This window comes from Mesorhizobium sp. M0136 (genome assembly GCF_040322515.1).
Classification (GTDB): domain Bacteria; phylum Pseudomonadota; class Alphaproteobacteria; order Rhizobiales; family Rhizobiaceae; genus Mesorhizobium.
This window is the reverse complement of the sequence record NZ_JAMYTP010000005.1, coordinates 264,197-288,235: the sequence shown is the minus strand read 5'-3', so window position 1 is coordinate 288,235 and position 24,039 is coordinate 264,197. Positions and strand designations below refer to the sequence as shown.

General features: G+C 61.6%; 21 protein-coding genes and 2 pseudogenes. 16 read left to right on the top strand and 7 right to left on the bottom strand.

All coding sequences use genetic code 11. From position 1 onward, the window contains the following. Positions 1–136 precede the first annotated feature (136 nt). From NKJ35_RS08515 to NKJ35_RS08505, 3 genes are all read left to right on the top strand, one after another. Positions 137–2,035 (top strand): methanol/ethanol family PQQ-dependent dehydrogenase, encoded by a 1,899-nt coding sequence (locus NKJ35_RS08515; RefSeq protein WP_352646252.1) that lies wholly within the window; start codon positions 137–139, stop codon positions 2,033–2,035. Between the two features lie 151 nt (positions 2,036–2,186). Continuing rightward, a complete protein-coding gene (locus NKJ35_RS08510) occupies positions 2,187–2,711 on the top strand; it encodes a c-type cytochrome, methanol metabolism-related (protein WP_352646250.1) in 525 nt (174 codons plus the stop codon). 1 nt (position 2,712) lies between these two features. Beyond that, positions 2,713–3,573, top strand: a complete 861-nt coding sequence (locus tag NKJ35_RS08505) for a substrate-binding domain-containing protein (protein ID WP_352646248.1) — start codon at positions 2,713–2,715, stop codon at positions 3,571–3,573. On the opposite strand, the gene NKJ35_RS08500 is transcribed toward NKJ35_RS08505, so the two are convergent. Next, positions 3,563–3,814: a hypothetical protein gene (locus NKJ35_RS08500; protein WP_352646246.1), complete on the bottom strand. Its 252-nt coding sequence runs from the start codon at positions 3,812–3,814 to the stop codon at positions 3,563–3,565. The two genes, NKJ35_RS08505 and NKJ35_RS08500, sit on opposite strands and share 11 nt — an antisense overlap. Before the next feature lie 220 nt (positions 3,815–4,034). Between NKJ35_RS08500 and pqqB the strand changes: the two genes are divergently transcribed. From pqqB to pqqE, 4 genes are read left to right on the top strand one after another with little or no spacing between them, the layout of a single operon-like run. Beyond that, positions 4,035–4,973, top strand: coding sequence for a pyrroloquinoline quinone biosynthesis protein PqqB (pqqB, locus tag NKJ35_RS08495; RefSeq protein ID WP_352646244.1), 939 nt, complete (start codon positions 4,035–4,037; stop codon positions 4,971–4,973). Beyond that, on the top strand, positions 4,970–5,725 hold the full coding sequence (gene pqqC, locus NKJ35_RS08490; RefSeq protein ID WP_352646242.1) for a pyrroloquinoline-quinone synthase PqqC: 756 nt from the start codon (positions 4,970–4,972) through the stop codon (positions 5,723–5,725). Before pqqB ends, pqqC begins: the two co-directional genes overlap by 4 nt. Next, positions 5,722–6,018: a pyrroloquinoline quinone biosynthesis peptide chaperone PqqD gene (pqqD, locus tag NKJ35_RS08485; RefSeq protein ID WP_352646240.1), complete on the top strand. Its 297-nt coding sequence runs from the start codon at positions 5,722–5,724 to the stop codon at positions 6,016–6,018. Before pqqC ends, pqqD begins: the two co-directional genes overlap by 4 nt. Next, positions 6,015–7,136, top strand: coding sequence for a pyrroloquinoline quinone biosynthesis protein PqqE (pqqE, locus tag NKJ35_RS08480; RefSeq protein ID WP_352646238.1), 1,122 nt, complete (start codon positions 6,015–6,017; stop codon positions 7,134–7,136). The genes pqqD and pqqE overlap by 4 nt, the downstream gene beginning before the upstream one ends. Before the next feature lie 22 nt (positions 7,137–7,158). On the opposite strand, the gene fghA is transcribed toward pqqE, so the two are convergent. The 3 genes and pseudogenes from fghA to NKJ35_RS08465 all read right to left on the bottom strand — a co-directional run. Beyond that, positions 7,159–8,010, bottom strand: coding sequence for an S-formylglutathione hydrolase (fghA, locus tag NKJ35_RS08475; RefSeq protein WP_352646236.1), 852 nt, complete (start codon positions 8,008–8,010; stop codon positions 7,159–7,161). A gap of 370 nt (positions 8,011–8,380) precedes the next feature. Further along, a complete protein-coding gene (locus tag NKJ35_RS08470) occupies positions 8,381–8,599 on the bottom strand; it encodes a hypothetical protein (RefSeq protein ID WP_352507733.1) in 219 nt (72 codons plus the stop codon). Positions 8,600–8,883: 284 nt separating this feature from the next. After that, positions 8,884–9,728 (bottom strand): annotated as a pseudogene (locus NKJ35_RS08465) (aldehyde dehydrogenase family protein); the annotation flags it as partial. Between the two features lie 272 nt (positions 9,729–10,000). Between NKJ35_RS08465 and NKJ35_RS08460 the strand changes: the two are divergent. Continuing rightward, positions 10,001–10,879, top strand: coding sequence for a GNAT family N-acetyltransferase (locus NKJ35_RS08460; protein ID WP_352646234.1), 879 nt, complete (start codon positions 10,001–10,003; stop codon positions 10,877–10,879). 177 nt (positions 10,880–11,056) lie between these two features. On the opposite strand, the pseudogene NKJ35_RS08455 reads toward NKJ35_RS08460, so the two are convergent. The 3 genes and pseudogenes from NKJ35_RS08455 to NKJ35_RS08445 all read right to left on the bottom strand — a co-directional run. After that, positions 11,057–11,806, bottom strand: a pseudogene (locus NKJ35_RS08455) (ABC transporter ATP-binding protein); the annotation flags it as partial. After that, positions 11,800–12,879, bottom strand: coding sequence for a FecCD family ABC transporter permease (locus NKJ35_RS08450; RefSeq protein WP_352646232.1), 1,080 nt, complete (start codon positions 12,877–12,879; stop codon positions 11,800–11,802). The pseudogene NKJ35_RS08455 and the gene NKJ35_RS08450, both read right to left, overlap by 7 nt. After that, the gene (locus NKJ35_RS08445; protein ID WP_352646318.1) at positions 12,869–13,978 is read right to left on the bottom strand and encodes an ABC transporter substrate-binding protein; all 1,110 of its coding nucleotides are present in this window, start codon (positions 13,976–13,978) and stop codon (positions 12,869–12,871) included. The genes NKJ35_RS08450 and NKJ35_RS08445 overlap by 11 nt, the downstream gene beginning before the upstream one ends. A 143-nt stretch (positions 13,979–14,121) precedes the next feature. Between NKJ35_RS08445 and NKJ35_RS08440 the strand changes: the two genes are divergently transcribed. The 8 genes from NKJ35_RS08440 to NKJ35_RS08405 all read left to right on the top strand — a co-directional run bounded on the left by NKJ35_RS08440 (position 14,122) and on the right by NKJ35_RS08405 (position 23,967). Beyond that, positions 14,122–14,913 carry a class I SAM-dependent methyltransferase gene (locus NKJ35_RS08440; protein WP_352646316.1) on the top strand — a complete coding sequence of 264 codons (792 nt, stop codon included), beginning with the start codon at positions 14,122–14,124 and terminating at the stop codon, positions 14,911–14,913. Positions 14,914–15,333: 420 nt separating this feature from the next. Next, positions 15,334–16,173 (top strand): succinate dehydrogenase/fumarate reductase transmembrane subunit, encoded by an 840-nt coding sequence (locus NKJ35_RS08435; protein WP_352646230.1) that lies wholly within the window; start codon positions 15,334–15,336, stop codon positions 16,171–16,173. 121 nt (positions 16,174–16,294) lie between these two features. After that, positions 16,295–17,341, top strand: a complete 1,047-nt coding sequence (locus NKJ35_RS08430; protein ID WP_352646228.1) for an NAD(P)-dependent alcohol dehydrogenase — start codon at positions 16,295–16,297, stop codon at positions 17,339–17,341. Between the two features lie 328 nt (positions 17,342–17,669). Next, complete coding sequence (locus NKJ35_RS08425) at positions 17,670–18,581, top strand: carbohydrate ABC transporter permease (protein ID WP_352646226.1); 912 nt, start codon at positions 17,670–17,672, stop codon at positions 18,579–18,581. Next, complete coding sequence (locus tag NKJ35_RS08420) at positions 18,581–19,480, top strand: carbohydrate ABC transporter permease (protein ID WP_352646224.1); 900 nt, start codon at positions 18,581–18,583, stop codon at positions 19,478–19,480. Before NKJ35_RS08425 ends, NKJ35_RS08420 begins: the two co-directional genes overlap by 1 nt. 47 nt (positions 19,481–19,527) lie before the next feature. Then, on the top strand, positions 19,528–21,057 hold the full coding sequence (locus NKJ35_RS08415) for an ABC transporter substrate-binding protein (RefSeq protein ID WP_352646222.1): 1,530 nt from the start codon (positions 19,528–19,530) through the stop codon (positions 21,055–21,057). Between the two features lie 65 nt (positions 21,058–21,122). Continuing rightward, entirely contained in the window at positions 21,123–22,649 is a 1,527-nt protein-coding gene (locus tag NKJ35_RS08410; RefSeq protein ID WP_352646221.1) for a xylulokinase, read from the top strand. Continuing rightward, positions 22,642–23,967 (top strand): iron-containing alcohol dehydrogenase, encoded by a 1,326-nt coding sequence (locus NKJ35_RS08405; RefSeq protein WP_352646220.1) that lies wholly within the window; start codon positions 22,642–22,644, stop codon positions 23,965–23,967. Before NKJ35_RS08410 ends, NKJ35_RS08405 begins: the two co-directional genes overlap by 8 nt. Positions 23,968–24,039 lie beyond the last annotated feature (72 nt).

Here is a 24,039-nt window from a genome sequence, read left to right as displayed (position 1 = left end):
GGCAATAACGTGCCCTCTGCTTGTCGGGGTAGGTCGTGACAGCTGCCGGAAATTACTTCCCCACATGAATCGCTTGGGCAGGCCCCTTGTGGGCTTGACGATCGATTCGTCACTGTGAACCTCGGGAGGATTTCGGATGCGTGTACTTGCGAAAACTACCTACATACTGACGACCGCGGCTTTTTTGTCGCTCGGCGCTGCCTATACGGCTTCGGCCAATGAAGACCTTGCAAAGCTCGCATCGGATGCGAAGAACTGGGCGATGCAGACGGGTGACTACGCCAACACCCGCTATTCCAAACTCAACCAGATCACTGCCGACAATGTAAAGAACCTGCAGGTCAAATGGAGCTTTTCCACCGGCGTGCTGCGCGGTCACGAAGGCGGGCCGCTGGTCATCGGCGATGTGATGTATGTCCACACGCCGTTCCCAAACAACGTCTATGCTCTGGACCTCAAGAACGACGGCAAGATCCTGTGGAAATACGAGCCCAAGCAGGACTCGAACGTCATTCCGATCATGTGCTGCGACACGGTCAATCGCGGTGTCGCCTATGGCGACGGCAAGATCATTCTCAACCAAGCCGACACCACCGTCGTCGCGCTCGACGCCAAGACCGGCAAGGTCGTATGGTCTGTCAAGAACGGCGACCAGACCGACGGCGGAAAGGGCGAATCCGGCACGTCGGCACCCGTAGTCATCAAGGACAAGGTGCTCGTGGGCGTCTCCGGTGCTGAATTCGGTGTTCGCGGCTGGCTGGCCGCCTACAATCTGAAAGACGGCAAGCTTGCCTGGAAAGCCTATTCGGAAGGTCCTGATGCAGACACCCTTCTCGACCCCGAGAAGACGACCCATCTCGGCAAGCCCGTCGGAAAGGATTCCGGCACCAACACCTGGGAAGGCGAACAGTGGAAGACGGGCGGCGGCACGACGTGGGGATGGTATTCCTATGATCCCAAGCTGAACCTGGTCTATTACGGCACCGGCAATCCCTCGACGTGGAACCCGGTCCAGCGCCCAGGCGACAATCGCTGGTCCATGACAATCATGGCTCGCGACGCCGATACCGGTGTTGCCAAATGGCTCTACCAGATGACCCCGCATGACGAGTGGGACTATGACGGCATCAACGAGATGATTCTCGTCGATGGCATGGAGGTCAACGGCGCCAAGCACGACGTGCTGGTGCATTTCGACCGCAACGGCTTTGCCTACACGATGGATCGCGCCACCGGCGAACTTCTTGTCGCCAAAAAATACGATCCGGCAGTGAACTGGGCGACGGAAGTCAACATGGATCCCAAGAGCGACCAGTATGGCCGCCCTCAGGTCGTCGCCAAGTATTCGACCCAGCAGAACGGCGAAGACACCAACTCGACCGGTATCTGCCCGGCCGCGCTTGGAACCAAGGACCAGCAGCCGGCCGCCTACTCGCCGAAGACCGGGTTGTTCTACGTGCCGACCAACCATGTCTGCATGGACTATGAGCCTTACAAAGTGAGCTACACCGCCGGTCAGCCCTATGTGGGCGCCACCGTGTCGATGTACGCGGCGCCTGGCGACGGCAACATGGGCAACTTCATTGCCTGGGATGCAGCCAAGGGTGAGATCGTCTGGTCGAAGCCCGAGCAGTTCTCGGTGTGGTCGGGCGCATTGGCAACAGATGGCGACGTCGTCTTCTATGGTACCCTCGAAGGCTACATCAAGGCGGTCGATAAGGACGGCAAGGAACTCTACAAGTTCAAGACCCCGTCCGGCATCATCGGCAACATCACGACCTACGAGCATGACGGCAAGCAGTACATCGCCGTTCTGTCCGGCGTCGGTGGATGGGCCGGTATCGGTCTGGCAGGTGGGCTGCTTTCGCCCGATAACGCCGCTGCCTGGCATGGCGCCGTTGATCAGGGCCGTGAGCAGGGTGACCAGGCCGCAGTGGTTGGAACCGCCGGCCTGGGTGCCGTCGGCGGCTACGCGGCACTTGCCGACTATACGACGCTGGGCGGCCAGCTCACCGTCTTCGGCCTCCCGGACTGATAACCGGGAAGAGCCTTACGACTAGGTTCGAAAACGAGAGCCCGGGTCACCCTAAGCCGGGAACCGGGCTCTCGATTGCGCCCACCCAACACCGATCAATGCCGCTGCACGACGGCAGCCAGTGTCCCTGGCAGATGAAGGAAGAGTCTGAATGATCGTTCGCATTGCAGTTTCCGCTCTCGCCCTAGTCCTGCTGCCTGTGGCCAGCTCAACTCTGGCACGGGCCGAAGACAGCATGGAAAAAGCCAAGGCGGTGAAGCAAGAAGGAGGCAAATATCTAGATGCGGACGGAAATCCGACCTACAAGATCGAAAACGGAACCGTCGATTGGTACACCTTCAGCGGGTACCGCCGGTATCACTCCGATTGCCATGTCTGTCACGGGCAGGACGCAACAGGTTCGAGCTATGCGCCTGCCCTGGTCAATAGTCTGAAAACCATGGACTACGCCACGTTCCTCTCGATCGTCGCCGAGGGCCGCAAGAATGTCGGCGGCGGCAAGGAAAACGTCATGCCTGCCTTTGGCGACAACAAGAACGTCTATTGTTACCTGGACGATCTCTACGTCTATCTGCGCGCGCGCGCTGATGGCGCGGCACCCCGCGGCAGGCCGCCCAAGCACGAAAACAAGGCTCAGGCAGCCAAGAATGCCGAAGCATCCTGCATGGGTGGATGATATGACCAATACTGCATCGAAGCTGCGCGTCGTTCTGCCGATCCTCGGCGCGCTCGCCTTGTTGCCGTCGAACGTTCTGGCGCAAAATGCCGGACTTGGCGCTGCGGGCGAACTGGTGGATCCCAACATTCTGCGCGTCTGCGCCGATCCCTCGAACATGCCTTTTACCGACAAGAACGGCCAAGGCTTCGAAAACAAGCTGGCTGAACTGGTTGCCAAGAAGACGGGGCGGAAATCAGTCGCCTACACATGGTTTCCCACTGTCGTCGGCTTTGTGCGCAACACGCTGGGGGCCAACCGATGCGACATCATCATGGGCTACGCCCAAGGCGACGAACTGGTGCAGAACACCAACGCCTACTATCGCTCCGCCTATGTGCTCGTATACCCCGAAGGCAAGGGCATGGAAGGCATCGAGACGATCGAAGACCCGAAACTTTCCGGCAAGAGAATCGGCGTCGTCGAAAGCACGCCGCCAACCACCAACATGGCCGCCAACAAGCTTCTGCGGACCGCCAAGATCTATCCACTCGCGGTGGATACGCGCGTCACTCCTTCCATGGGGGAGGTCATGATCAAGGACATGCTGGCCGGCAAGATTGACGCGGCGGTCCTATGGGGGCCGATGGCAGGTTACTATGCCAGGGAACTCGGAGCCGATATCACCATTGTTCCGCTACTGAAGGAAAAGAAAGGCTCGCGCATGTCCTACCGCATCACCATGGGCGTACGTCCGTCCGACCAGGAATGGAAGCGGACGCTCAACCGGGTGATCAGGGAGAACCAGGCGGAGATCACCAAGCTCCTGCTGGGTTATAATGTGCCGCTGATCGACGAGCACGATAATCCGATTACGCAATAGTCGGGATGTGTGAGGAGGAGGACAAACCTGCGCGATGAAAAATTGAAGAGAAGGCTACAGCTATTTTCGATCGTTTTGTTTTTCGGCCTTTCAAAACTTGTGTTTCATTTGTCCATTTGAGACGTGATGGACGAGCCATTGCTTCGGTGCCCTGCAATGGTTGGCTAACCACCGGATCGGCCCCTTCGGGCTGGTAGAAGAGGAGAAATGTTATGAAGAAGAGCTGGACAAAACCGACCATGTGTCAGGTTGCTGCGGGCTTTGAAATTTCGCGGTATCTGCCTGCTGAGATTACTCCCAAGAAGTAGGCCGCAGAGGTGCGTGTCCCTGGCAACAGGGGCACGCATCCCCTTGCCGCATGGGTTTTTCGTGAAAGATCTTGAGGCACGCAAAGCGAGCGGGACGTTTTTTGCGGCTGCTAATTGGCTGCTGGTCAGAGAAGCCGCGGGGCGGGCGTTTTCATGCGCTTGAGAATCATCGGATCGGCGGCCGGCGGTGGCTTTCCGCAGTGGAACTGCAATTATCGTCTGAGCCGTGCGGCTCGCACCGGGATGGCTGGCGTGCATTCACGAACCCAATCAAGTGTCGCCGCGTCGGCGGATGGGCTCGGCTGGGTTCTGTTCAACGCGTCACCCGACATTCGCCAGCAGATCGCGGCAACGCCTGAATTGCAGCCCGCGCACGATGCGCCGCTGCGCTCGACGCCCATTCGCGCGGTGGTACTGACCAATGCCGATGTCGATCATATCGCCGGCCTGCTCAGCCTGCGTGAGCGGCAGCCTTTCGCTATCTATGCAACGACACAGGTTCTGGCGACGTTGGAGGCGAATTCGATTTTCAATGTCCTCGATCCGGCGCTCGTGCCGCGACGCATCTTGCCACCGGCGCAAGAATTGGCGATCTGCGACGCAGACGGCCACGACACCGGCGTGGCTGTCGAGAGCTTTCCCGTGCCCGGGAAGATAGCGCTCTACCTCGAAGAAAGAGGTCAGCCGGATGCGAATTTCAGCTCTGACGCCGGCGACACGATCGGCGTCCGTATCGCCGGTGCCGGCAGTCGCGGCTCCGTCTTCTACATCCCCGGCTGCGCCCGCATTGATGCGACCCTGCGCACGCGTCTAGCCGATGCCGCATGCCTTCTGTTCGACGGCACGGTCTTCACCGACGACGAGTTGATTGCTGCCGGCGTCGGTGAAAAGACCGGTGCGCGCATGGGGCATCTGGCAATGTCGGGAGACGCAGGGTCGATCGCCGGCTTGGCCGATGTGAGGATCGGCCGTCGTGTCTTCGTCCACATCAACAACACCAATCCTGTTCTGGACGAGAATTCTCCCGAGCATGCAGCAGTCGCAGCGGCTGGCTGGGAAGTGGCCCGCGACGGGATGGAGATGGAACTTTGAGTGATTTCCACGACGCCGCCAGCAACGGCCTGTCCTCCAGAGAGCTCGAAGCCGTGCTGCGGCAGGTCGGTGCCGAACGCTATCACAACCGCCATCCTTTCCATCACAGGATGACCAGCGGTGCGTTGTCGAGGACCGAGATGCAGGCCTGGGCGCTGAACCGCTATTGCTATCAGGCTGTCATTCCGCGCAAGGATGCCATGATCCTCGCGCATGCCGAGGATCCGGCGTTTCGCGCCGCCTGGCGCAAACGCATCGAGGATCATGACGGCGAGGACGGCTGGAGCGGCGGTATTGCGCGCTGGTTGCACCTGGCGACCTCGCTCGGTCTGGATGCCGAAGCGGTGAAGAGCGAGAGGCTGGCCCTGCCGGCGACACGTTTTGCGGTTGGCGCTTACCTCTCTTTTTGCACGAACCGGACCCTGCTGGAGGCGGTCGCGTCGTCGCTGACCGAGATGTTCTCGCCGCTCATCATCGGCGAGCGGGTACCCGCGATGCTGGCCAGGTACGATTATATCACCGAGGACACGCTGGCCTATTTCAGCCGACGGCCCGAACAGGCCTCACGCGACGCCGACTTCGCTCTTGCCTATGTGCTCGAACATGCCGACACGGCGGAACGCCAGCAGCGGGCGATCGATGCACTCGTGTTCAAATGCGATATACTCTGGGCCATGCTCGACGCGCTTCAAAACGCCTATGGCGAGCCGGGCAATATCCCGCCCGGCGCCTTCCGTCCGGAGGCCCCATGATGGCACTGCGCGAAAGAGCCATGGTGTCGCCGCTGTCGGTTCCATCGCTACCTAAGCACGTGCGCATACAGTATGACCCCGGGCGCCAGGCGTTCGCCGTGCTTTCGCCTGAAAAGGTGTTCTGGCCAAACGACATCAGCCTCGACATATTGCGCCGCTGCGATGGGCGGTCCACGGTCGGCCACATCATTGCCGGCCTTGCCGCAGATTATGATGCCGAACAGGAGGCTGTGGCGGCCGATGTCATTGCCTTCCTGCAGGAATGGTCGGACAAGCTGCTGGTGAAGCTATGAGCGAGCCCCCTCTCCCCCCGATCGGCATGCTGGCGGAACTGACGCATCGCTGCCCGCTGCAATGCCCCTATTGCTCCAACCCGCTCGAATTGCTGAAGGCCAATCGCGAACTCGACACGCAGAGTTGGCTCGACTTGTTCTCGCAGGCGGCCGATCTTGGCGTTCTCCAGGTGCATCTGTCTGGCGGTGAACCGACGCTGCGTCGCGATCTTGAGCAATTGATCGCCGGGCTTTCGGCGCGCGGCGTCTACACCAACCTGATCACTGCCGGCGTCGGCATTGCGGATGGCCGTATCGAGGCATTTGCCGAAGCCGGGCTCGACCATCTGCAACTGAGTTTTCAAGGCGCACGGCCGGCGACCACCGAGCGCATCGGCAATCACAGGGGCAGCCACGAAAAGAAGCTGGAAACGGCACGCCGCGCCCGCGCGGCCGGCTTGCCGCTTACCATCAACGCGCCGATCCATCGCCACAATATCGAGGAGGTACCGGAATTCATCGATCTGGCCCTTTCGCTGGATGCGGAGCGTCTCGAGATAGCCAACGTGCAGTACGCCGGCTGGGCGCTGACCAATCGCGATCAACTGATGCCCGAGCGTGCTGCCGTCGATCGGCAGGCGGAGATCGTCGCGGCGGCGCGCGAACGGCTCACCGGCATCATGAACATCGATTTCGTCACGCCGGATTATTTCGCCATCTATCCCAAGCCGTGCATGGGCGGCTGGGCGCGCGACGCCTTCATGGTGACGCCAGACGGCACCGTACTGCCATGCCATGCCGCCCAGACCATCCCGTCGCTCAGCTTCGAGCGTTTTGGACCTCGCAGCCTGGCCGCGATCTGGACCGATTCCCCGGCATTTAATGCCTTTCGAGGCACGGACTGGATGCAGGAGCCCTGCCGCAACTGTGAGCGGCGCGAGATCGACTGGGGCGGCTGCCGCTGCCAGGCGACGGCAATCGCCGGCGACGCCGCCGCGACGGACCCGGCTTGCGCGAAATCGCCGATCCATGCGCGCATGGCAATGCTGATCGACGAAGCCCAGCGCGCTGCGACGGTTCCTTCGAAGGACGAACTGTTCGTCTACCGGCGTATCGGCGTCGTCACCGAGCCGGCCTGACTGCCGACCTATTCCTACGGCCCTAGCCTCGTGAAAGCCGTTCGGCATGCCACGTCATATGGTCCTGCATGAATGTCGAAATGAAAAAATAGGAGTGATCGTAGTCATCCTGCATCCGCAATTTCAACGGAATGCCTGCCTTGGAGCACGCGTCTTCGAACAGCCAAGGCCTGAGGCCCTCCTTGAGGAAACCGTCTGACGTTCCCTGATCGACCAGGAATTCCGGGAAATGGTATCCATCCTCGATGAGCGAAGTGGCATCGTAGCGCCGCCACGAGGCCTCATCCAGGCCGAGATATTTTTGGAAAGCCGGCTTCGACCAGCCGGCTGTGCTTGGTTGCACGATCGGCGCGAAGGCCGAGCAACTTCTGAAACGCGCGGGATTTTTCAGTGCGATCGTCAGCGCGCCATGCCCGCCCATCGAATGGCCGAAGATCGACTGGCGCGCCATATCGGCGGGAAATTCGCGCCCGATCACGGCTGACAGTTCCTCGACGATATAGGAATACATGCGATAGTTCTTGGCATACGGCTCTTGCGTGGCGTCGAGGTAGAAACCGGCGCCGGTGCCGAACTGCCAATTGTCCTTTTCATCTGGAATGCCGGCACCACGCGGGCTGGTGTCGGGACAAACGACGATGAAGCCAAGTTCGGCGGCAATACGTCTGTATTCGCCTTTTTCCATTACATTCGCATGCGTGCAGGTGAGTCCGGAGAGGTACCACACCACGGGGCAACGCCTTCCCCGCGCTTGGGGAGGCACGAAAATGGCAAACGTCATTTCGCACGAGCAGCTCGTCGACAGATGAGAGTAAACGTGCTGGGCACCGCCATGCGACTTGGCAGTCGAGACGAGTTTCAGGTGCTCTGGCATATATCCTTCTCCGCCAATTTTTTGACCGCCGACCATAGCCTCTACGACGTCGTGGGCGGTCGCGGCAACCTTGGTGGGCTGGCTGGCGCGCAGGGCTCTTGATCGGAGCCGGGATGGCCAACACTGCCCAGTACCTCAGCAATGATTCCGGGAGGACGAGCTCTGCGCAAATGCACCGTGGCTTTCAGCGGCGACAGCAGGTTCGACGCGGCCATGGCGGACGAGCACGCACGCGTCATCGCGTGGGTTCGCAGCATGCGTGACCAGGGACCGAGCAAGAAAGTGTTGCGGGTGATAGTTACCTCCTAATAGGAGGGCTCCTAAGCACGACACCAACTTTCCGACTTTTAGCCACCCTGTGAGCCGACGGCTATTTCCGACCGTCGAAAGCCACGGACAGGCCCAGGGCAGTTGCTGCCTCCACGATCGCCTCGGTCAGCTCTTCGTCGGATGCGACCAGATAAGGGGCGGCTTGCCGTGCTGCGTTTAATGTCGCTGTGACCGAGATGGTGTCACCACGATCCTCCCTATTGAGGACTGCGGCGATTGCCTGCTCTACTACCGGACTGACCCTCTGCACCTTACTCATCCAACCCTCCCCATAGCTGCCCATAGGGATGGTACTCTATCCGTGGTTGTGTTCCAAATCGATGTACGAAAACGTACACACTCGATCGGCTGGACCGCTACGGCCAGACATCTCTAATTTCGACGGCATTCGGGATCGACCAAGCCTGGCTAGCGGCCTCCACCGGTTTCTCAGCAGATGGCTAGCGCGCTGCAGAGCCATGTCAAATTGCCAGGTACGTACGCGAGCCCGTCCAGGAGCTCGGCTCGGCCCACGGGCGCCCCTGCGCTGGGCGAAGATGTCGCCTAGAAATAGCCGAGGATGGATTTTACCTCGAGATACTCCAACATGCCCTCGATCCCATATTCGCGTCGGTTGCCAGACTGCTTGAAACCGCCAAACGGGGCGTGCGGATCCCAGGCCGGGTAGTTGAGATGCACCTGGCCGGAGCGGATCCGCGAGGCCACGTCCCTGACGGCGTCCACATCCTGGCCCTGCACATGAGCCCCCAGACCGTAGACCGTGTCGTTGGCGATGGTGACGGCTTCCTCGACTGTGTCGTAAGGGATGATGCAGAGAACCGGCCCGAAGACCTCTTCCTGGGCAATGCGCATGGTCGTGCGCACGTCGGAAAAGATGGTCGGCCTCACATAGAACCCGACGTTCAGATCGTGCGGACGGCCCGGTCCGCCGGTGAGGAGCCTGGCGCCCTCAGAAATGCCGACGCCGATCATGGTTTGGATGCGGTCGAATTGGGCACGGTTTGCGATTGCACCATGAGTAGTGGCTTCGCAAAGAGGATCGCCAATGACAATCTGGGCTGCGGCCCTTTTGGCGATTGCCTCGATCTCGGAGAGCCGCGGGCGTGGCACGATCATGCGCGTCGGGGCACTGCATGACTGGCCGAGATTGCGGAAGGCGGCGGCTACGCCCAGAGAAACGGCGCGATCGAGATCTGCGTCCGGCAAGATCACGTTCGGCGACTTGCCGCCCAGCTCCTGCGCGACACGCTTGACAGTCGTCGCTGCCGCCTGGGCCACTGCAATGCCCGCGCGGGTGGACCCGGTAATGGAGATCATGTCGACATCCGGATGGAAGCGAGACCCATACCCACGCCTGGACCATCACCTTGCACGAGGTTGAAAACCCCGGCAATCAGCGTCGCGAGGATTTCTTCCACGTTCATGGCGGTCCGCTCTAATCGCACATCATCACCGGGTGCAACCAGCGTATCCGCAGGCAGCAGAGTTCGCTGCCGAATTGCGTCATGCTTTGGCCGAAGATTGCGAAAAAGCACCTCGAACCAGCGAAACCTGCTGGCTTTCCCGTATAATGCTACGGCAAAAGAGGCATGTCGCGACACGGCGATCGATCACAACGTCACACCGCGTGCCTTGCGCATTTGTTGAAGGATCGACTGAGATGCAGAGATCAGTACGCCTGAAATCCTTCGAACTGGTCGCGCGGGACATCAATGATGTCGACGTTGAGCTGCTGCACGCGCTGTCGATCTCAGTCCGCTGGCCTCATCGGCCGAAGGATTGGAACCTACTGCGTCGCGCCGGCCAGGGCATCGTTGCCGTTGATGGTATTGGACGCGTTTTCGGCAGCGCGATGTGGTTTCCTCACGGGAACGATTTCGCCACCATCGGCGTAGTGATCACAACGCCCCGCACGCAAGCGCAAGGAGGCGGCCGGTGGCTCATGGACCTAGTCCTCGAGCAGTGCGGCGATCGCAACTTGGCACTCAATGCTACCCATGCTGCCTATCCTCTTTATGTCTCACTCGGTTTCACGACCGAGGCGACTGTATACATGCGCCAGGGTGAAGTCCCACCGATCCTCCCAACAGTGCCGTCCCTGGACGGTCAATTGCAGGCGCTGTCGAGCGACAGGCTGAAGGAAATCACGGCGCTGGACACCCGCGCGTTTGGGACAAACCGCGAGAGGCTGCTCACGTTGCTCGCGGCCGATGCCTCAATCTGCACTTTGAGCCGCGGCAGCGAGATCGTCGGCTATTCCATGTGTCGCGAGTTCGGGCGTGGTCACGTGATCGGCCCGATGGTCGCGCGAAATGATCTCGACGCGGTCCATCTTACAGCCGTGCATCTGAACGGACTGGCAGGACGATTTGCCCGTGTCGACACCCGCGAGAAGGATGGCGTGTTTGCCGCGTTTCTCCAGCAGTGCGGCCTCGGCATTGCCGAGACCGTTACGACCATGTCCAAGGGGCGCCGCTTTCTGAACCGGGAAGACAATGGGCCTTGGGTCTATGGATTGGCCGGCCACGCCTTGAGTTGAATGCAAGCACGCTGTCGCCTTCAACCAGCGGTTAGAGGACCAGGTCGATCAGTGCGGGCGTCGATCAACCGGCTTAATGCCGTTGCCGTCACGCGGCCGGAACGGCTGCCGCCTCGAATCTGCTCCGAAGCCCGGATCGGTCTCCGCTGCCGGCATTGTGAGCGTCCGACGCCCATCCGCCACGCCATCCACGATGACATGGCCGATGCCGCGCGAGCACGGCTCGATGCGCGCGTTGAGATGATAAATGTCCCGCAGCAGATGTGAGGTGATGATGTCCCGCGTTGGCCCGCATGCGACCAGCCGGCTGTCCGCGATGACCATTGTCTGATCGCTGAAGCGCAGGGCCTGATTGAGGTCGTGCAGGGCGATCAGCACGACCATGCCTCGCGCCCTGGCAAGTTCGCGCATGAGACCGAGCACTTCCACCTGCCGCGACAGATCGAGTGCTGATGTCGGTTCGTCCATCAGCAGGACCTCCGGCTCGCGCACCAGCGTCTGTGCCAGGCTGGCGAGTTGCCGCTGGCCGCCGGAAAGCTCGCCAATGTTGCGGAAAGCGATGTCGGCGATGCCGAGCGCCGCAAGGATCTCGTCGATGCGAGCCAGATCATCGTCGCCCACGGACCAGCCCATACCCTGCTTGCGGGCGAGCAACACTGACTCATAGACGGTGAGCACCGCGTTGGCGGACGTTTCCTGTGGCATGTAGCAGATGCCGCTCGTCCCGCGAATGGCCCCCTCGACATGCATTGCTCCCGGTCCGTGCAGGAGGCCGGCGATTCGCCTGAAGAGCGTCGACTTCCCGGCGGCATTCGGACCGATCACGGCCACAATGTCTCCGCCCTCGAACGCTGGCGTCGTCACATCCCGAAGCCGGAGGCTCGTGCCGTAGCGCGCGCCGAGCGCCTCAAGCCGGATCGTCACCATGAGCGCCTCGTGCTGGACAGGATGAGCGAGATGAAGAAGGGAATGCCGATCAGCGAGGTGACGATCCCGATCGGGAAGACCGTCCCCGGGATAAGCGACTTGCTGACGACCGAGCTGGCCGACAGGATGAGCGCGCCCGCGAGGGCCGATGCGGGCAGGAAGAAGCGTTGGTCCTCGCCGATGACCATGCGCGCGATGTGCGGGCCCACGAGGCCGATAAAACCTATGGTGCCGACGAAGGCGACGGGAATGGCGGCGAGGAGGCTCACCAGGATGAGCGTCTCGAGCCGCAGGCGACCGACTTTGACGCCGAAGCTGGCCGCCTTGTCCTCACCGAGCCTCAACGCAGTCAGCGCCCAGGCGCGCCGGGCGAAAATGGGTAAGACTGCGAGGAGAATGAATGTGGTGACCGCAAGCTTAGGCCAGGTGGCCTTGGTGAGGCTGCCCATTGTCCAGAAGACGACCGCCGCCAGCGCTTCCGCCGACGCGAAAAACTGGACGAGCGCGAGCAGGGCGTTGAAGGTGAAAACCAGCGCGATGCCGAGCAGCACGATGGTCTCCGCGCTGACGCCGCGCTTGACGCTCAGCACGTGAATTAGGAAGGCCGCCAGCATCGCCATCACGAAGGCGTTGATCGGCACTACATACTCGACTGCGGCGGGGACAAGCCTCACCGCGAAGGCAAGCGCAAGCGCGGCGCCGAAGCTCGCGGCGGCGGATATGCCGAGCGTGAAGGGGCTCGCCAGCGGGTTGTTGAGGATGGTCTGCATCTGCGCGCCGGCCACGGCGAGCGCCGCCCCTACGACAATCGCCATCAGGGCCACCGGCATGCGGATGTCCCAGAGCACCACGCGCACCTGCTGCGGCACGGTGTCGGGGAACACAAGGGCCCGCACGACCTCACCGAGGTCGTAGCGGGCGGGACCGACCGCAAGGTCGACGCACAGGCTGAAGAGCAGAGCAGCGCCGAGGCCGGCAAGGATCAACTGCCGCCGCCAGACGAGAGCGCGGTAACGCCCTCGTCCATCGGTGCTGTCGAGCGCGGTGCTGACGGCCGCCGATTCAATCGACATCGGTCAGCGAGACCCAGTGGCCGGGCCTGTATGCGACGGGCAGGAATTTCTTGTGCAACTCGCTGAAGGTCACCTCAGGATCAAGGTCGGCGAAAAGATCGGGATGCAGCCACTTCGCCATCTGCTGGACGGCCACGAACTGATAAGGACTGTTGTAGAACTGATGCCAGATGGCATGCACCGCGCCGTCCTCGACGGCCTTCACGCCGGTCAGAGCCGGCCGCTCGGTCAGCGCCTTCAGCTTGCGCACCGCCTCCGCCTCATCACGGCCGGGGCCGACGCCCACCCAGGCACCGCCCGATACATAGGCGTCCCACGAGCCGCCGGTGACGATGATCTGATCCGGGTCGGAGGCGATGATCTGTTCGGGATTGAGTGTGCCGAAGGTGCCGGGGATGATGTCCTTGGCGATGTTGTCACCGCCTGCCATCTCAACGAATTTGCCGAAATTGTCGTCGCCGAAGCTCATGCAGCAATCGTCTGAATAGCCGCCGGCGCGTTCGATGAAGACCTTGGGCCTTTTCGGCTTGGCCTTCTCGATTACGTCGGTAACGCGCGCGATCTCGGCGGCGCGCCAGGTGATGAATTCCTCGGCGCGCTCCTCCTTGCCGAACAGCCTGCCAAACAGGCGCATGCTGGGTTCGGTGTTGGTAAAGGGACGCTCGCGGAAATCGACATAAACCAACGGAATGCCGGCAGTGGTGAGCTTCTCGATATACTTGGCGTCTTCCGTGGCCTGCTTCGACTCGATGTTCATCACGATGACGTCGGGCTTGAGCGATATCGCCTGCTCGACGTCGAAAGTGCCGTCCTTGAAACCGCCGAATGTGGGGATATTCGCCATCCTTGGGAATTGTTCCAGATAGGCGGCGTAGTTGTCCGGATCCGCTTGGCTGAAATCCTCGCGCCAGCCAGCGATGCGCTTGAACGGATCCTCGGTGTCGAGCGCCGCGACGAGATAGACCTGCCGGCCCTCACCCAGGATTACCCTCTCGACAGGCACGTTCACCTTGACCTGGCGGCCCGTGATGTCAGTCACTGCAACCATTTCGGCCCTGGCGGCCAGCGTCATCGACAGAGCGACGATAGCGGCCGCCATCGTCGCTGCTGGGATCTTTCCGAAATTCATCGCGCCCTCTCTTGAAATGGATCAGCCGGAGGTGGCTTATAAAAGATGACTTCAATTCTCAAGAAATATCTTTTAGAGCCATTCCAGACTGGTACGACGACAAGGGGTCTGGAATGGCGGGCGAGCCCAATTATTCGCTGCGGGACGAGATACGCGACTATTGGTCGACGCGCGCCGGAATATTCGACCTTTCGGTGGGGCATGAAATCTTCTCACCGCGCGAACGCCTGGCCTGGCACAGGCTGATACTCAAGCACTTGGGGCGCGGGGATGGGCGTCGCGCGCTCGACCTCGCTTGCGGCACCGGGGTCATATCCCATCTCATGCACGACCTGGGTTATGCCGTGACCGGGCTCGATTGGTCAGAGGCGATGCTTGCCCGCGCGCGTGCAAAGGCGACACAGAGGGAAAGCGGCATCCGGTTTCTGTTCGGCGACGCCGAGCGCACCCTTGAAAACGGAGAAAGCTATGACGTCCTCGTCACCCGTCATCTCGTCTGGACGTTGGTGGATCCGCGAGCAGCATTCGCCGAATGGTTCTCGCTGCTCAAGCCTGGCGGACGGCTGCTGATCATAGATGGTGATTTCGTCAGTAAGACCTGGGTAACCTCTCTGCGACAAGTCCTGGAAAGGGCCGTTGGCCGGACAGTCGGGCCGGTCCACGAACTGGATCAGGTGATGGCGGACCGCCATGGCAGCATCCTGTCACGGTTGCACTTTTCGCATGGCGCCAAAGCGGACGAGGTCTGCGCGCTTCTCGTGGAGGCTGGCTTCGAGATGCCTGTGGTCGACACCCGGCTCGGCGCAATTCATCGTGCGCAGGCGCGGCACATGAACTTCCTCAGGGCGCTGGAACGCTCGACGCAGCATCGCTACGCGATCTGCGCGACCAAGTCGGCCTGGTAGTTGAGGAATTCTAACGATTTCCACAACCACCTATCGGCGATTATCGGCTCTCACCCCGCCATTCTGATCTGACATCCGTACCGCAGATATGCGACGTCGGAGTTGCACAGGAGCGATCTTTGCCGAGCAGATACCCTACGTCGCGCTTATGTGGCCCTAAGTTGTCAGTCCGCTACGTCAAGTTCAAGCCAGAGATTAAGAAGAACGGAGCCATCGCCGCATAGGCGTCTGCCTGCGTGGGTCTGGACGGATTCACTCATGCGCAATATGAATTATGAATGGAGATGAGGCCTGCCGTGGCGCTCACATTTTCGTCGCGTCGCTAAAGCAGGTGGCGCTCGTTCAATGCTGCTGCGCCGGGCGGTTGGCCTTCTGGTCTAACGCCGCCCGCAGAAGTGTCGATATCAGGGGATCTGGTCAATGACCGACAACAAGCCAGACGTTACCAAGGATTGGCAAGCGACGCAGGGCCAGAAGTCCTCCGCCACGCGTCTTCGCCTTTTCGCCGCACTCTCGTGGATCGTCGCCATTGGCGGCGAGATCTACGGAATCATGCTGCTTCGCCAGAACAAGTTCGACCAGGCACACCTGCCGCTGGTCATCGGCCTTCTGGTCGGCATCGCGATTTTCGCAATCGCCGGCAACTTGCTGTGGAAGGCGGCCAACAGGCACGATCCGGCCCGTGCATCCGACGCGGCCAGGTTCTTCTTCCAAAACCAGCTCGGCGCAATCATCACGCTGATTGCCTTCCTCCCGCTGGTTTTCCTGATCCTCACCGACAAAAACATGGATCCGCGGACCAAGAAGGTTGCCGGCGGCGTCGGCGCTGCGCTGGCCGTGCTCGCGACGGTCATGGGGATCAGTTTCAACCCCCCGTCGGTCGAACAGTACACCCAGGATATGAACGCATGCGCAGCCCAGATCAAGTCGGGGCAGCCCACCACCGCCTGTTCGCCCGATGTCGCCGCCCAGGCGCAGGCGATCGCGACGGACACCGCCGCGGTAACGACGGCGACGCGGGACGCGAGCCACCCCGCCGGTCAGGATGTCGTCTACTGGATCGCGCCCGAAAACGGAGCCGCGAAGTCCGCCGAGCCGCATGTTTTCCACCTCTGCGCAGGCGTGAGTCCGCTGAAGGGCAAGACCGTGAATAGTGGCTCCGTGACGGAGGCCTACGCGCAGAACGCCGTCCGCATCACGAAACAGATCGATATGGAACAGAAGCAGTGCGGGTTCACCCCCACAACCAGCACCAACTGAACCGATCGCGTCTATCGGGGCCACAGCGCCAGCCTGGAGAACAATGATGCATAGATGGACGGTGTGTATACCCGTAGAGGGTTAAAGGCCCATACGATCGGCTTTAGAGGAGACTACGTCGATGACGAACGTGCGCGCCCTTGTCCTCGAACGCCAACACGAACTCAAGCTGCGTGATATTGATCTGCCACAGACCGTCGGCCCGGGCGAAGTTCGCATCAAAATCCACACTGTCGGCATCTGCGGCTCCGACGTGCACTACTACACCCATGGCCGCATCGGCCCGTTCGTGGTCGAAGCGCCGATGGTCTTGGGCCATGAAGCCGCCGGCACCGTCGTCGAAACGGGGGAAGGCGTCGAGCATCTGAAGGTCGGCGACCGCGTCTGCATGGAGCCGGGTATCCCCGATCCCAATTCGCGGGCGAGCCGGCTCGGCCTCTACAACATCGATCCAGCGGTCAGGTTCTGGGCGACGCCGCCGATCCACGGCGTGCTGACGCCCTATGTCGTGCACCCCGCCAACTACACTTTCAAACTGCCCGACAATGTCAGCTTCGCCGAAGGCGCGATGGTGGAGCCCTTCGCTGTCGGAATGCAGGCGGCGGCCAAAGCGAAGATTGCGCCGGGTGACACCGCGGTGGTGATTGGCGCCGGGCCGATCGGCACGATGGTGGCGATCGCCGCGCTCGCCGGCGGCTGCGCCCGCGCCGTTGTTGCAGATCTCGCCCAACCCAAGCTCGACATTGCCGCCGGCTACCAGGGTGTGATCCCGGTCAACATCCGCGACAAGAGCCTGCCGGCGGAGGTCAAGCGCCTGACCGACGGCTGGGGCACCGACGTGGTGTTTGAATGCTCGGGCTCGTCCAAGGCATGGGAGACCCTGCTCGATCTGCCGCGGCCCGGTGGTACCCTGGTGGTGGTCGGCCTGCCGGTCGCGCCGGTGGCGTTCGACATCGCCACGGCCTCTACCAAGGAAATCCGCATCGAGACGGTATTCCGCTATGCCCACCAATATGACCGGGCGATCGCACTGATGGGATCGGGCCGGGTCGATCTCAAACCATTGATTTCGGCGACCTTCCCCTTCGAAGACTCCATCACCGCATTTGATCGCGCTGTCGAAGCCCGGCCGGCGGACGTAAAGCTTCAGATCCGATTGCCGGATTAGGCGAGTTCCAAAGCTCCGGGCTGTCCTCCCGATCGTAGCGTTCCTTGGGCTGCCAAAGTTGGCGGCGGCCCTAAGCACTTTTGATGCTGGTGCACGGCATTGACTGCGGGCGTTGCCTCCAAACCAACTCTATGCCCGGCGAGGACGGCATCCTCAGGGACCACGAGCAAATCCCTTGAGCGCTGAGGGACCGGACACTTGACAAATCGGCGGCCGTCCGACACGCTCTTAACAAAAGGCACAACAAACTTACAAAAGTTCAAGTTGGCACAATCTGGCCGATAGGGAGAAGGCCGATGCGTCTCTGTGACCGAGCGGAGATTTGCGCGTGAGCACGGTGACCGTGACCCGCGAAACGCCCAGATGGGCCCTGCCCCGGTTCATGACGGCCGAGCATCCTTTCCCCTGGCTCGCGCCGATCACGGTGATGCTTCTCGTTTTCGGTATCTACCCCCTCGCCTATTCAGTCTGGCTGTCGTTCCACAAACGCAATGTCGTCTCCCGGCAACTTGACTTCGCCGGGCTCCACCAATGGACGCGTGCCTTCTCGGACGCGCGTATGTGGCATTCGCTGGAGACCACGCTGATCTACACCTTCGTCGCGCTTGCGGTTCAGCTTGCGCTCGGCATCCTCATCGCGCTTCTGCTTGACACCGATCGCAAAGGTTACGGGGTGCTTCGGGCGCTGATGACACTGCCGCTGGTGGTGCCGCCTGCGGTGACCGGAATGATGTTCCTGCTGATGCAGGACGGCTCTTTCGGGGTGCTGTCGTTCTACCTCTATGCCCTCGACCTGATCTCGCCGGCGCAGCCGATCCTGACGCAGCCCGGAACCGCATTGGCGGCGATCCTGCTGGCAGACATATGGCAGTGGACGCCGTTCATGGTGCTCATCATCCTGGCAGGGCTCAGGGCACTGCCGAAGGAACCTTTCGAGGCCGCGGCGATCGACGGCGCCACCGGCATCCAGACGTTCTGGCGGCTCACATTGCCGATGCTGCGCAAGGTGATAGCGGTTGCGGTGCTGATCCGCGGCGTCGATCTCTTTCGCATCTACGACTACGTCTACATCATCACCGCTGGCGGGCCTGGCACGGCCACCGAGACGCTTTCATTCTACGCGGGGCGAATCTACTTCACCGGAGACTTCCCCTATGCCGCGACCCTGTCGCTGATCGTGCTCGTCGCCTTGATCGTCGTGTCGAACGTCTTCGTCAGGCTGTTCAAGGTGAGGTTCTGATGGAGTCGTCGCGCGCCCAAACGATCGCCCGTGACGTGCTCGCCGTCCTGGTGGTGGCGATCTTCATGTTCCCGATCGCGTGGTGGGCCCTGTCGTCCATCAAACCCTATTCGGCGATCTTCGATCGCAGCGGACCGGTCTACACCGGTTTCGCGCCGACGCCGGACAATTACCGCGTGACGTTGCTAGGCGTTTCGCGCGTCGACATCGGCATGGAACAGGGCGGCGAAGCGGCCGGGGTCATCAAGGGGGGCGCCAGTTCCTACGATTCCCGCCAGTCGTTGCTCGACAGTGCCATCATAGCCGTCGGATCGACGGCGCTGACGCTGCTGCTGGCAACTCTGGCCGCCTACTGCTTGTCGCGAATGCAGTTCAGCGGCCAGCAGTCCTTCCTGTTCTGGATTCTCTCGCAGCGCTTCATGCCGCCAATCGCGATCGTCATTCCGATCGTTTTCATGTTCCGCGATCTCGGCTTGCGCGATACCTATACGGGGCTCATCCTCGTTCACAGTTTGATCAATCTGCCGCTGGCGGTTTTGCTTTTGAAGTCGTTCTTCGACGACGTCCCGCGCGAGGTCGACGAGGCGGCGCTGATCGACGGCGCGACGCGCTGGCAGACGTTCCGGCGCGTGGTCCTTCCCATGGTCAAGGGCGGCATCGCCGCGACGGCTGTGCTGTGTTTCATCTTTTCGTGGACCGAGTTCCTGCTCTCACTGTTCCTGACAACGTCGATCCGCACCGTGCCGGTGAAGATCTCGACCTTTGTCACCTCGACCGCAACCGAGTGGGGCTACATCACAGCGCTCGGCACGTCCGCGATCATACCCAGCTTCATCTTTATCCTGCTGGTTCAACGGCATCTGGTCCGCGGCCTCACCCTCGGGTCCCTGAAGGAGTGAGGCGCAGGCGAGAAGAACGACGACAAAAAAGCAACGGAGGAACGATCATGAGCTTCAGAGAACACGACAAGAAGACATTCGTCGCCGATACCTGCAACGACTTTACGGCGCGCCGAATAACCAAACGCGACTTCATGAGGAAGATGGCGCTCGCCGGTGTCGGCTTTTCTGCCTTCGGATCAGCCATGCTAGGTGGCGGCCGCACCAATCGCGGGATCCTGGGCCTCGGGGTTGAAGAGGCCCGCGCCCAGGACGCTGATATGCTGAAGTGGCTGGCCGATGTCGGCAAACCGTATGCCGGCACCAAAATCCGCTACACTTCGGAAGCGACGCCGCCAACGATCGTCGCCAACCAGCTTGTCGCGGGTGAATTCACCAAGGCCACCGGCATTGAGGTGGAAGTCGAGATCGTGCCGTTGGAGCAGGTTCTCGCCAAGGCGACGCAAGACGTGCAGGGCCAGCTTGGCACCTACGACGTCTACTATCTCGACCAGTCCTGGATGGCGACGTTTGCACAGGACGTCGTCGATCCGCGCGAGTACTATGACCAGAACAAAGACCTGGCGATGCCCAACTTCGACTGGGACGATTTCTCCAAGCCGCTGGTCGACGGCATTGCCATGTACAACGGCAAACAGTGCGGAATCCCATTCGATATTCCGATCTTCATCCTGATGTACCGCAAGGATCTTTTCGACAAACACAACATTGCGCTTCCGACAGACCTCGACGCCTACCTCAAGGCCGTGCAGGCGCTCACTGAGGCAGAAAAAAGCAACGGCATCTTCGGCACCGCGTGCCAGGCGAAGTCCGGCCATTATTCGCTCGAATGCGACTGGACCTTCGCCTTGTGGGGCCATGGCGGTTCGATCTTCAACAAAGACAAGAAGTTTGTCGGCAATGACGAGCGCGGCGTGGCCGGGCTGCAATTCTATCAGGAGCTGGTCAAGAACTCGCCGCCCTCTGCGACGACATGGACTTGGGACGGTCAGGGACAGGCACTGACACAGGGGCAGGCCGCGATGGCAATCACCTGGGGCGAAGATTTCCCCGGCTTCGACGCCAACGATTCCAAGGTCAAAGGCCTGTTCGAGGCCCTGCCCGCGCCCAAGGAAGTTCCCGGTCGTCGCGCCGCCGCCGATTGCGGCTTCAACGAAATCCCGGCCGTTGGTCACCAGGGCGGCTCGACGATTTCGCTCTCGCAATATTCCAAGAACAAGGAAGCGGCATGGCTGTTCATGCAGTGGGTCTGCTCGAAGGATGTGATGGCGCGGGTATCGACGCTCGGCGGCGGCGCCTCGCCGATGCGCAATTCTTCCTTCACCGATCCTCGCGTGAAGGCGAAGGCCGTTGTCGGGCCTGGAACGACACGCCACTTCGACGCGATCAAATACACGATCGACAACCAGATGGGATCGGAGCCGGACATGCCGATCTGGGCGGATCTGTCGAACAACGACATTCCGGTTGAGCTCGGCAAATTGCTTACGGGCCAAGACTATGGCGGCAATGCCAAGGCGTGCCTCGATGCCATTGCCGGCATTGTCGACGGCAAAGTCAAGGACGCCGGTCTTTAGCGACTCGTCGGTGATTTGGGCGAAGGCGGCTTCCACCGCCCTCGCCCTTTGGCAATGTGGCGGCAATGGTTCCGGATCTCGTCATCGGCATCGATTCCTCGACCTCGGCAACCAAGGCGATCGCCTGGGACCGCAATGGGCTGGCCGTGGCTGAAGGTCGTGCACCGCTTGCAATGTCCAACCCGCGTCCGGGCTATTTCGAGCAGGATCCGGCCGAGTGGTGGGCCTCGACGGTGACGGCGCTTCGTGCTGTCGTGGCAACAGTTTCGCCGGCACGCATTGCTGCCCTTGCGATTGCCAGCCAGCGCGAAAGCTTCGGCCTTTTCGACGAGCAGGGCCAGGCGGTCGGGCCGGCGACGCTCTGGCTCGATGAGCGCGCCCGTGGGAAAGCACGGCGCTTCGGCGAGAATTTCGGCGCGGCACGCGTCCACGCAATATCCGGCAAGCCGCTCGACGTCATTCCCTGCCTTTACCGCATGATCTGGTTTCGCGAGGAAGAGCCCGAGATTTTTGCCCGCGTGGAGCGAATGGCCGAAGTCCATGGCTATCTGGTCTTTCGCTTGAGCGGCCGGTGGGTGACATCCACCGCATCCGCCGACCCGATGGGCATACTCGATATGCGAGCTATGGACTGGTCGAACGAAATACTGGACGCCGCGGGCGTCGCGCGGGGAATGATGCCGGACCTGGCGAGGCCCGGCACGGTTCTGGGCCAACTGACTTCGGAAGCCGCCATACTGACGGGCCTGCGGGAGGGCACGCCGATCGTCGCCGGCGGCGGCGACGGTCAATGCGCCGGAACGGGCGCTGGCGTGTTGCAGCCGCGATGCGCTTACATCAATCTCGGCACGGCGGTCGTCTCCGGCAGCTTTGGCACGGACTACGTCCATGACCAGGCCTTCCGCACCGAGACGGCGGTCGCCGATGACGGCTATATCTACGAGACGTGCCTTCGCGCCGGCACTTTTCTCGTCGACTGGATGGCGCGCGAAATGCTTGGCGTCGATCTGCATGGCGCAAGCGGCCTGGCAGCGCTCGAGGCCGAAGCCGCTGCCAGCCCGATCGGCGCAGGCGGCATAATGCTTCTTCCCTACTGGCAGGGCGTCATGGACCCGCACTGGGACAGTAGGGCCCGTGGTGTGATTGCCGGGCTGTCCGGCTCGAGCAGCCGCGGCGACATCTATCGTGCCGTGCTGGAAGGCATAGCGCTGCATCAGGCCGCGACAAGTCAGCGGGCCGCCGCAGCTGCCGCCCAGACCATCGGCCAATTCATAGCCATCGGCGGAGGAGCGAAGTCGGACCTGTGGATGCAGATTCTGGCGGATGCGCTCGATCACCCCGTAAAGCGTTCGACGACCGTCGAAGCCTCATCGCTTGGCGCGGCGATGGCGGCGGCAAAGGGCGTGGGCTGGTTTTCCACCATCGCCGAAGCGTCGCTCGCAATGGCCAGCGAGCCGGCCAAAACCTTCGAACCAGACGAGAAACGGGCCGCGCTCTACGCCGAACTTCTTGCGATCCATGCCGATCTTTGGCCAACGCTTTCAACCTGGAACCAGCGTCTCGCGGCCTTCATGGAGACCGATCATGGCTGAAGCGAGCAACTGGAACGCCTTGATCGAGGACGTTGTCGCAGGACGCTGGACAGATCCCAAGACAGGCGCAGCCGCGGTCCTGCCGTTCCAGACAATCGAATTGCTGGAGACGACGGAGGGCCGCGAGGGGGATCTCGTTGCGCCTCTGGCGCTAGGCAGCCGCATCGCCGTGGTCTCCGATATCAACACCGTCGATGTGATGGGCAGGCGCGTCGCGAAGGCGCTGCGTGCCATCGCCGAAATCGACGAAATCGTGCTGCCTGACGGCCTCGACTGCGATGAGGCAACGATCCAGATGGTCAGGGAGAAGACGCGTCACGCCGAAGGCGTCGTGGCCGTCGGGTCCGGCGTCCTCAACGACAGCTGCAAGCATGCAACCTTCCTCGACCAGCGGCCCTATGCCGTCTTCGGCACGGCGGCCTCGATGAATGGCTATGGCGCCTCGACAGCGTCGGTGACGTTGGCTTCAGGGCTCAAGTTCTCGCTGCCCTCGCATGCTCCGCGAGGCATCTTCCTGGACCTTGGCGTGTCGGCTGCAGCACCCAGTTGGCTCAGCGCCGCCGGGCTTGGCGACAGCCTCTGCCGCTCCACCGCCCAGATCGACTGGTGGGCTTCGCATCGGCTGTTCGGCACTTATTATTCCGAGGTGCCTTATCTGCTTCAGGCGGGCGATGAGGAACCGATGCTGGCCCATGCGCCTGGCCTTGCCAGGCACGACATCACCGCCGTCGGGCATCTCCAGCGCGTCCTGACGCTGTGCTCGATGGGCGTGTGCTTTGCTGGCGTTTCCCATCCCGGGTCCATGGGGGAGCACCAGATCTCCCATTGGGTCGACATGTTCGCGCAAGCACATCATCCAGGCACCACGCACGGCCAGCAGGTCGGGGTTGCCTCTCTGGTCATGGCGCGTCTGCAAACGCTGCTGCTGGACATGGAAGAGCCGCCGCAGGCAAAGCCAACCGTCATCGACGAGGCGGCGATGCTGGCCCGCTATGGAGCGCAGCTTGGACCACTTTGCATTGCCGAGATGAGGAAGACAGCACTCGACGCCAGCCAGACGGAAATCTTCAACCGGAAACTCGCGGAAATCTGGCCGGCCCTGCGCCAGGAGGTTCGGCCAATGGCAATGCCGGTTGCCCGCATGGAGGCAGCCCTGAAGGCTGCGGGGGGGCCGGTCACCGGCGCGGAACTAGGCCTGCCGCGCGCGCTTTGGCACGATGCCATTCGCTATTCGCGAGAAATCCGCGGCCGCTGGTCCTTTGTCAATCTGGCCGCCGATGCAGGACTCCTGGAAGAATTTCTGGACAGCCAATGGTGAGAGCGCATCCGATCGCCAATGGCTCGCATGGCGAAAATGAGATCCAACCGGCAAGGGCAATCGAAGGGTAGG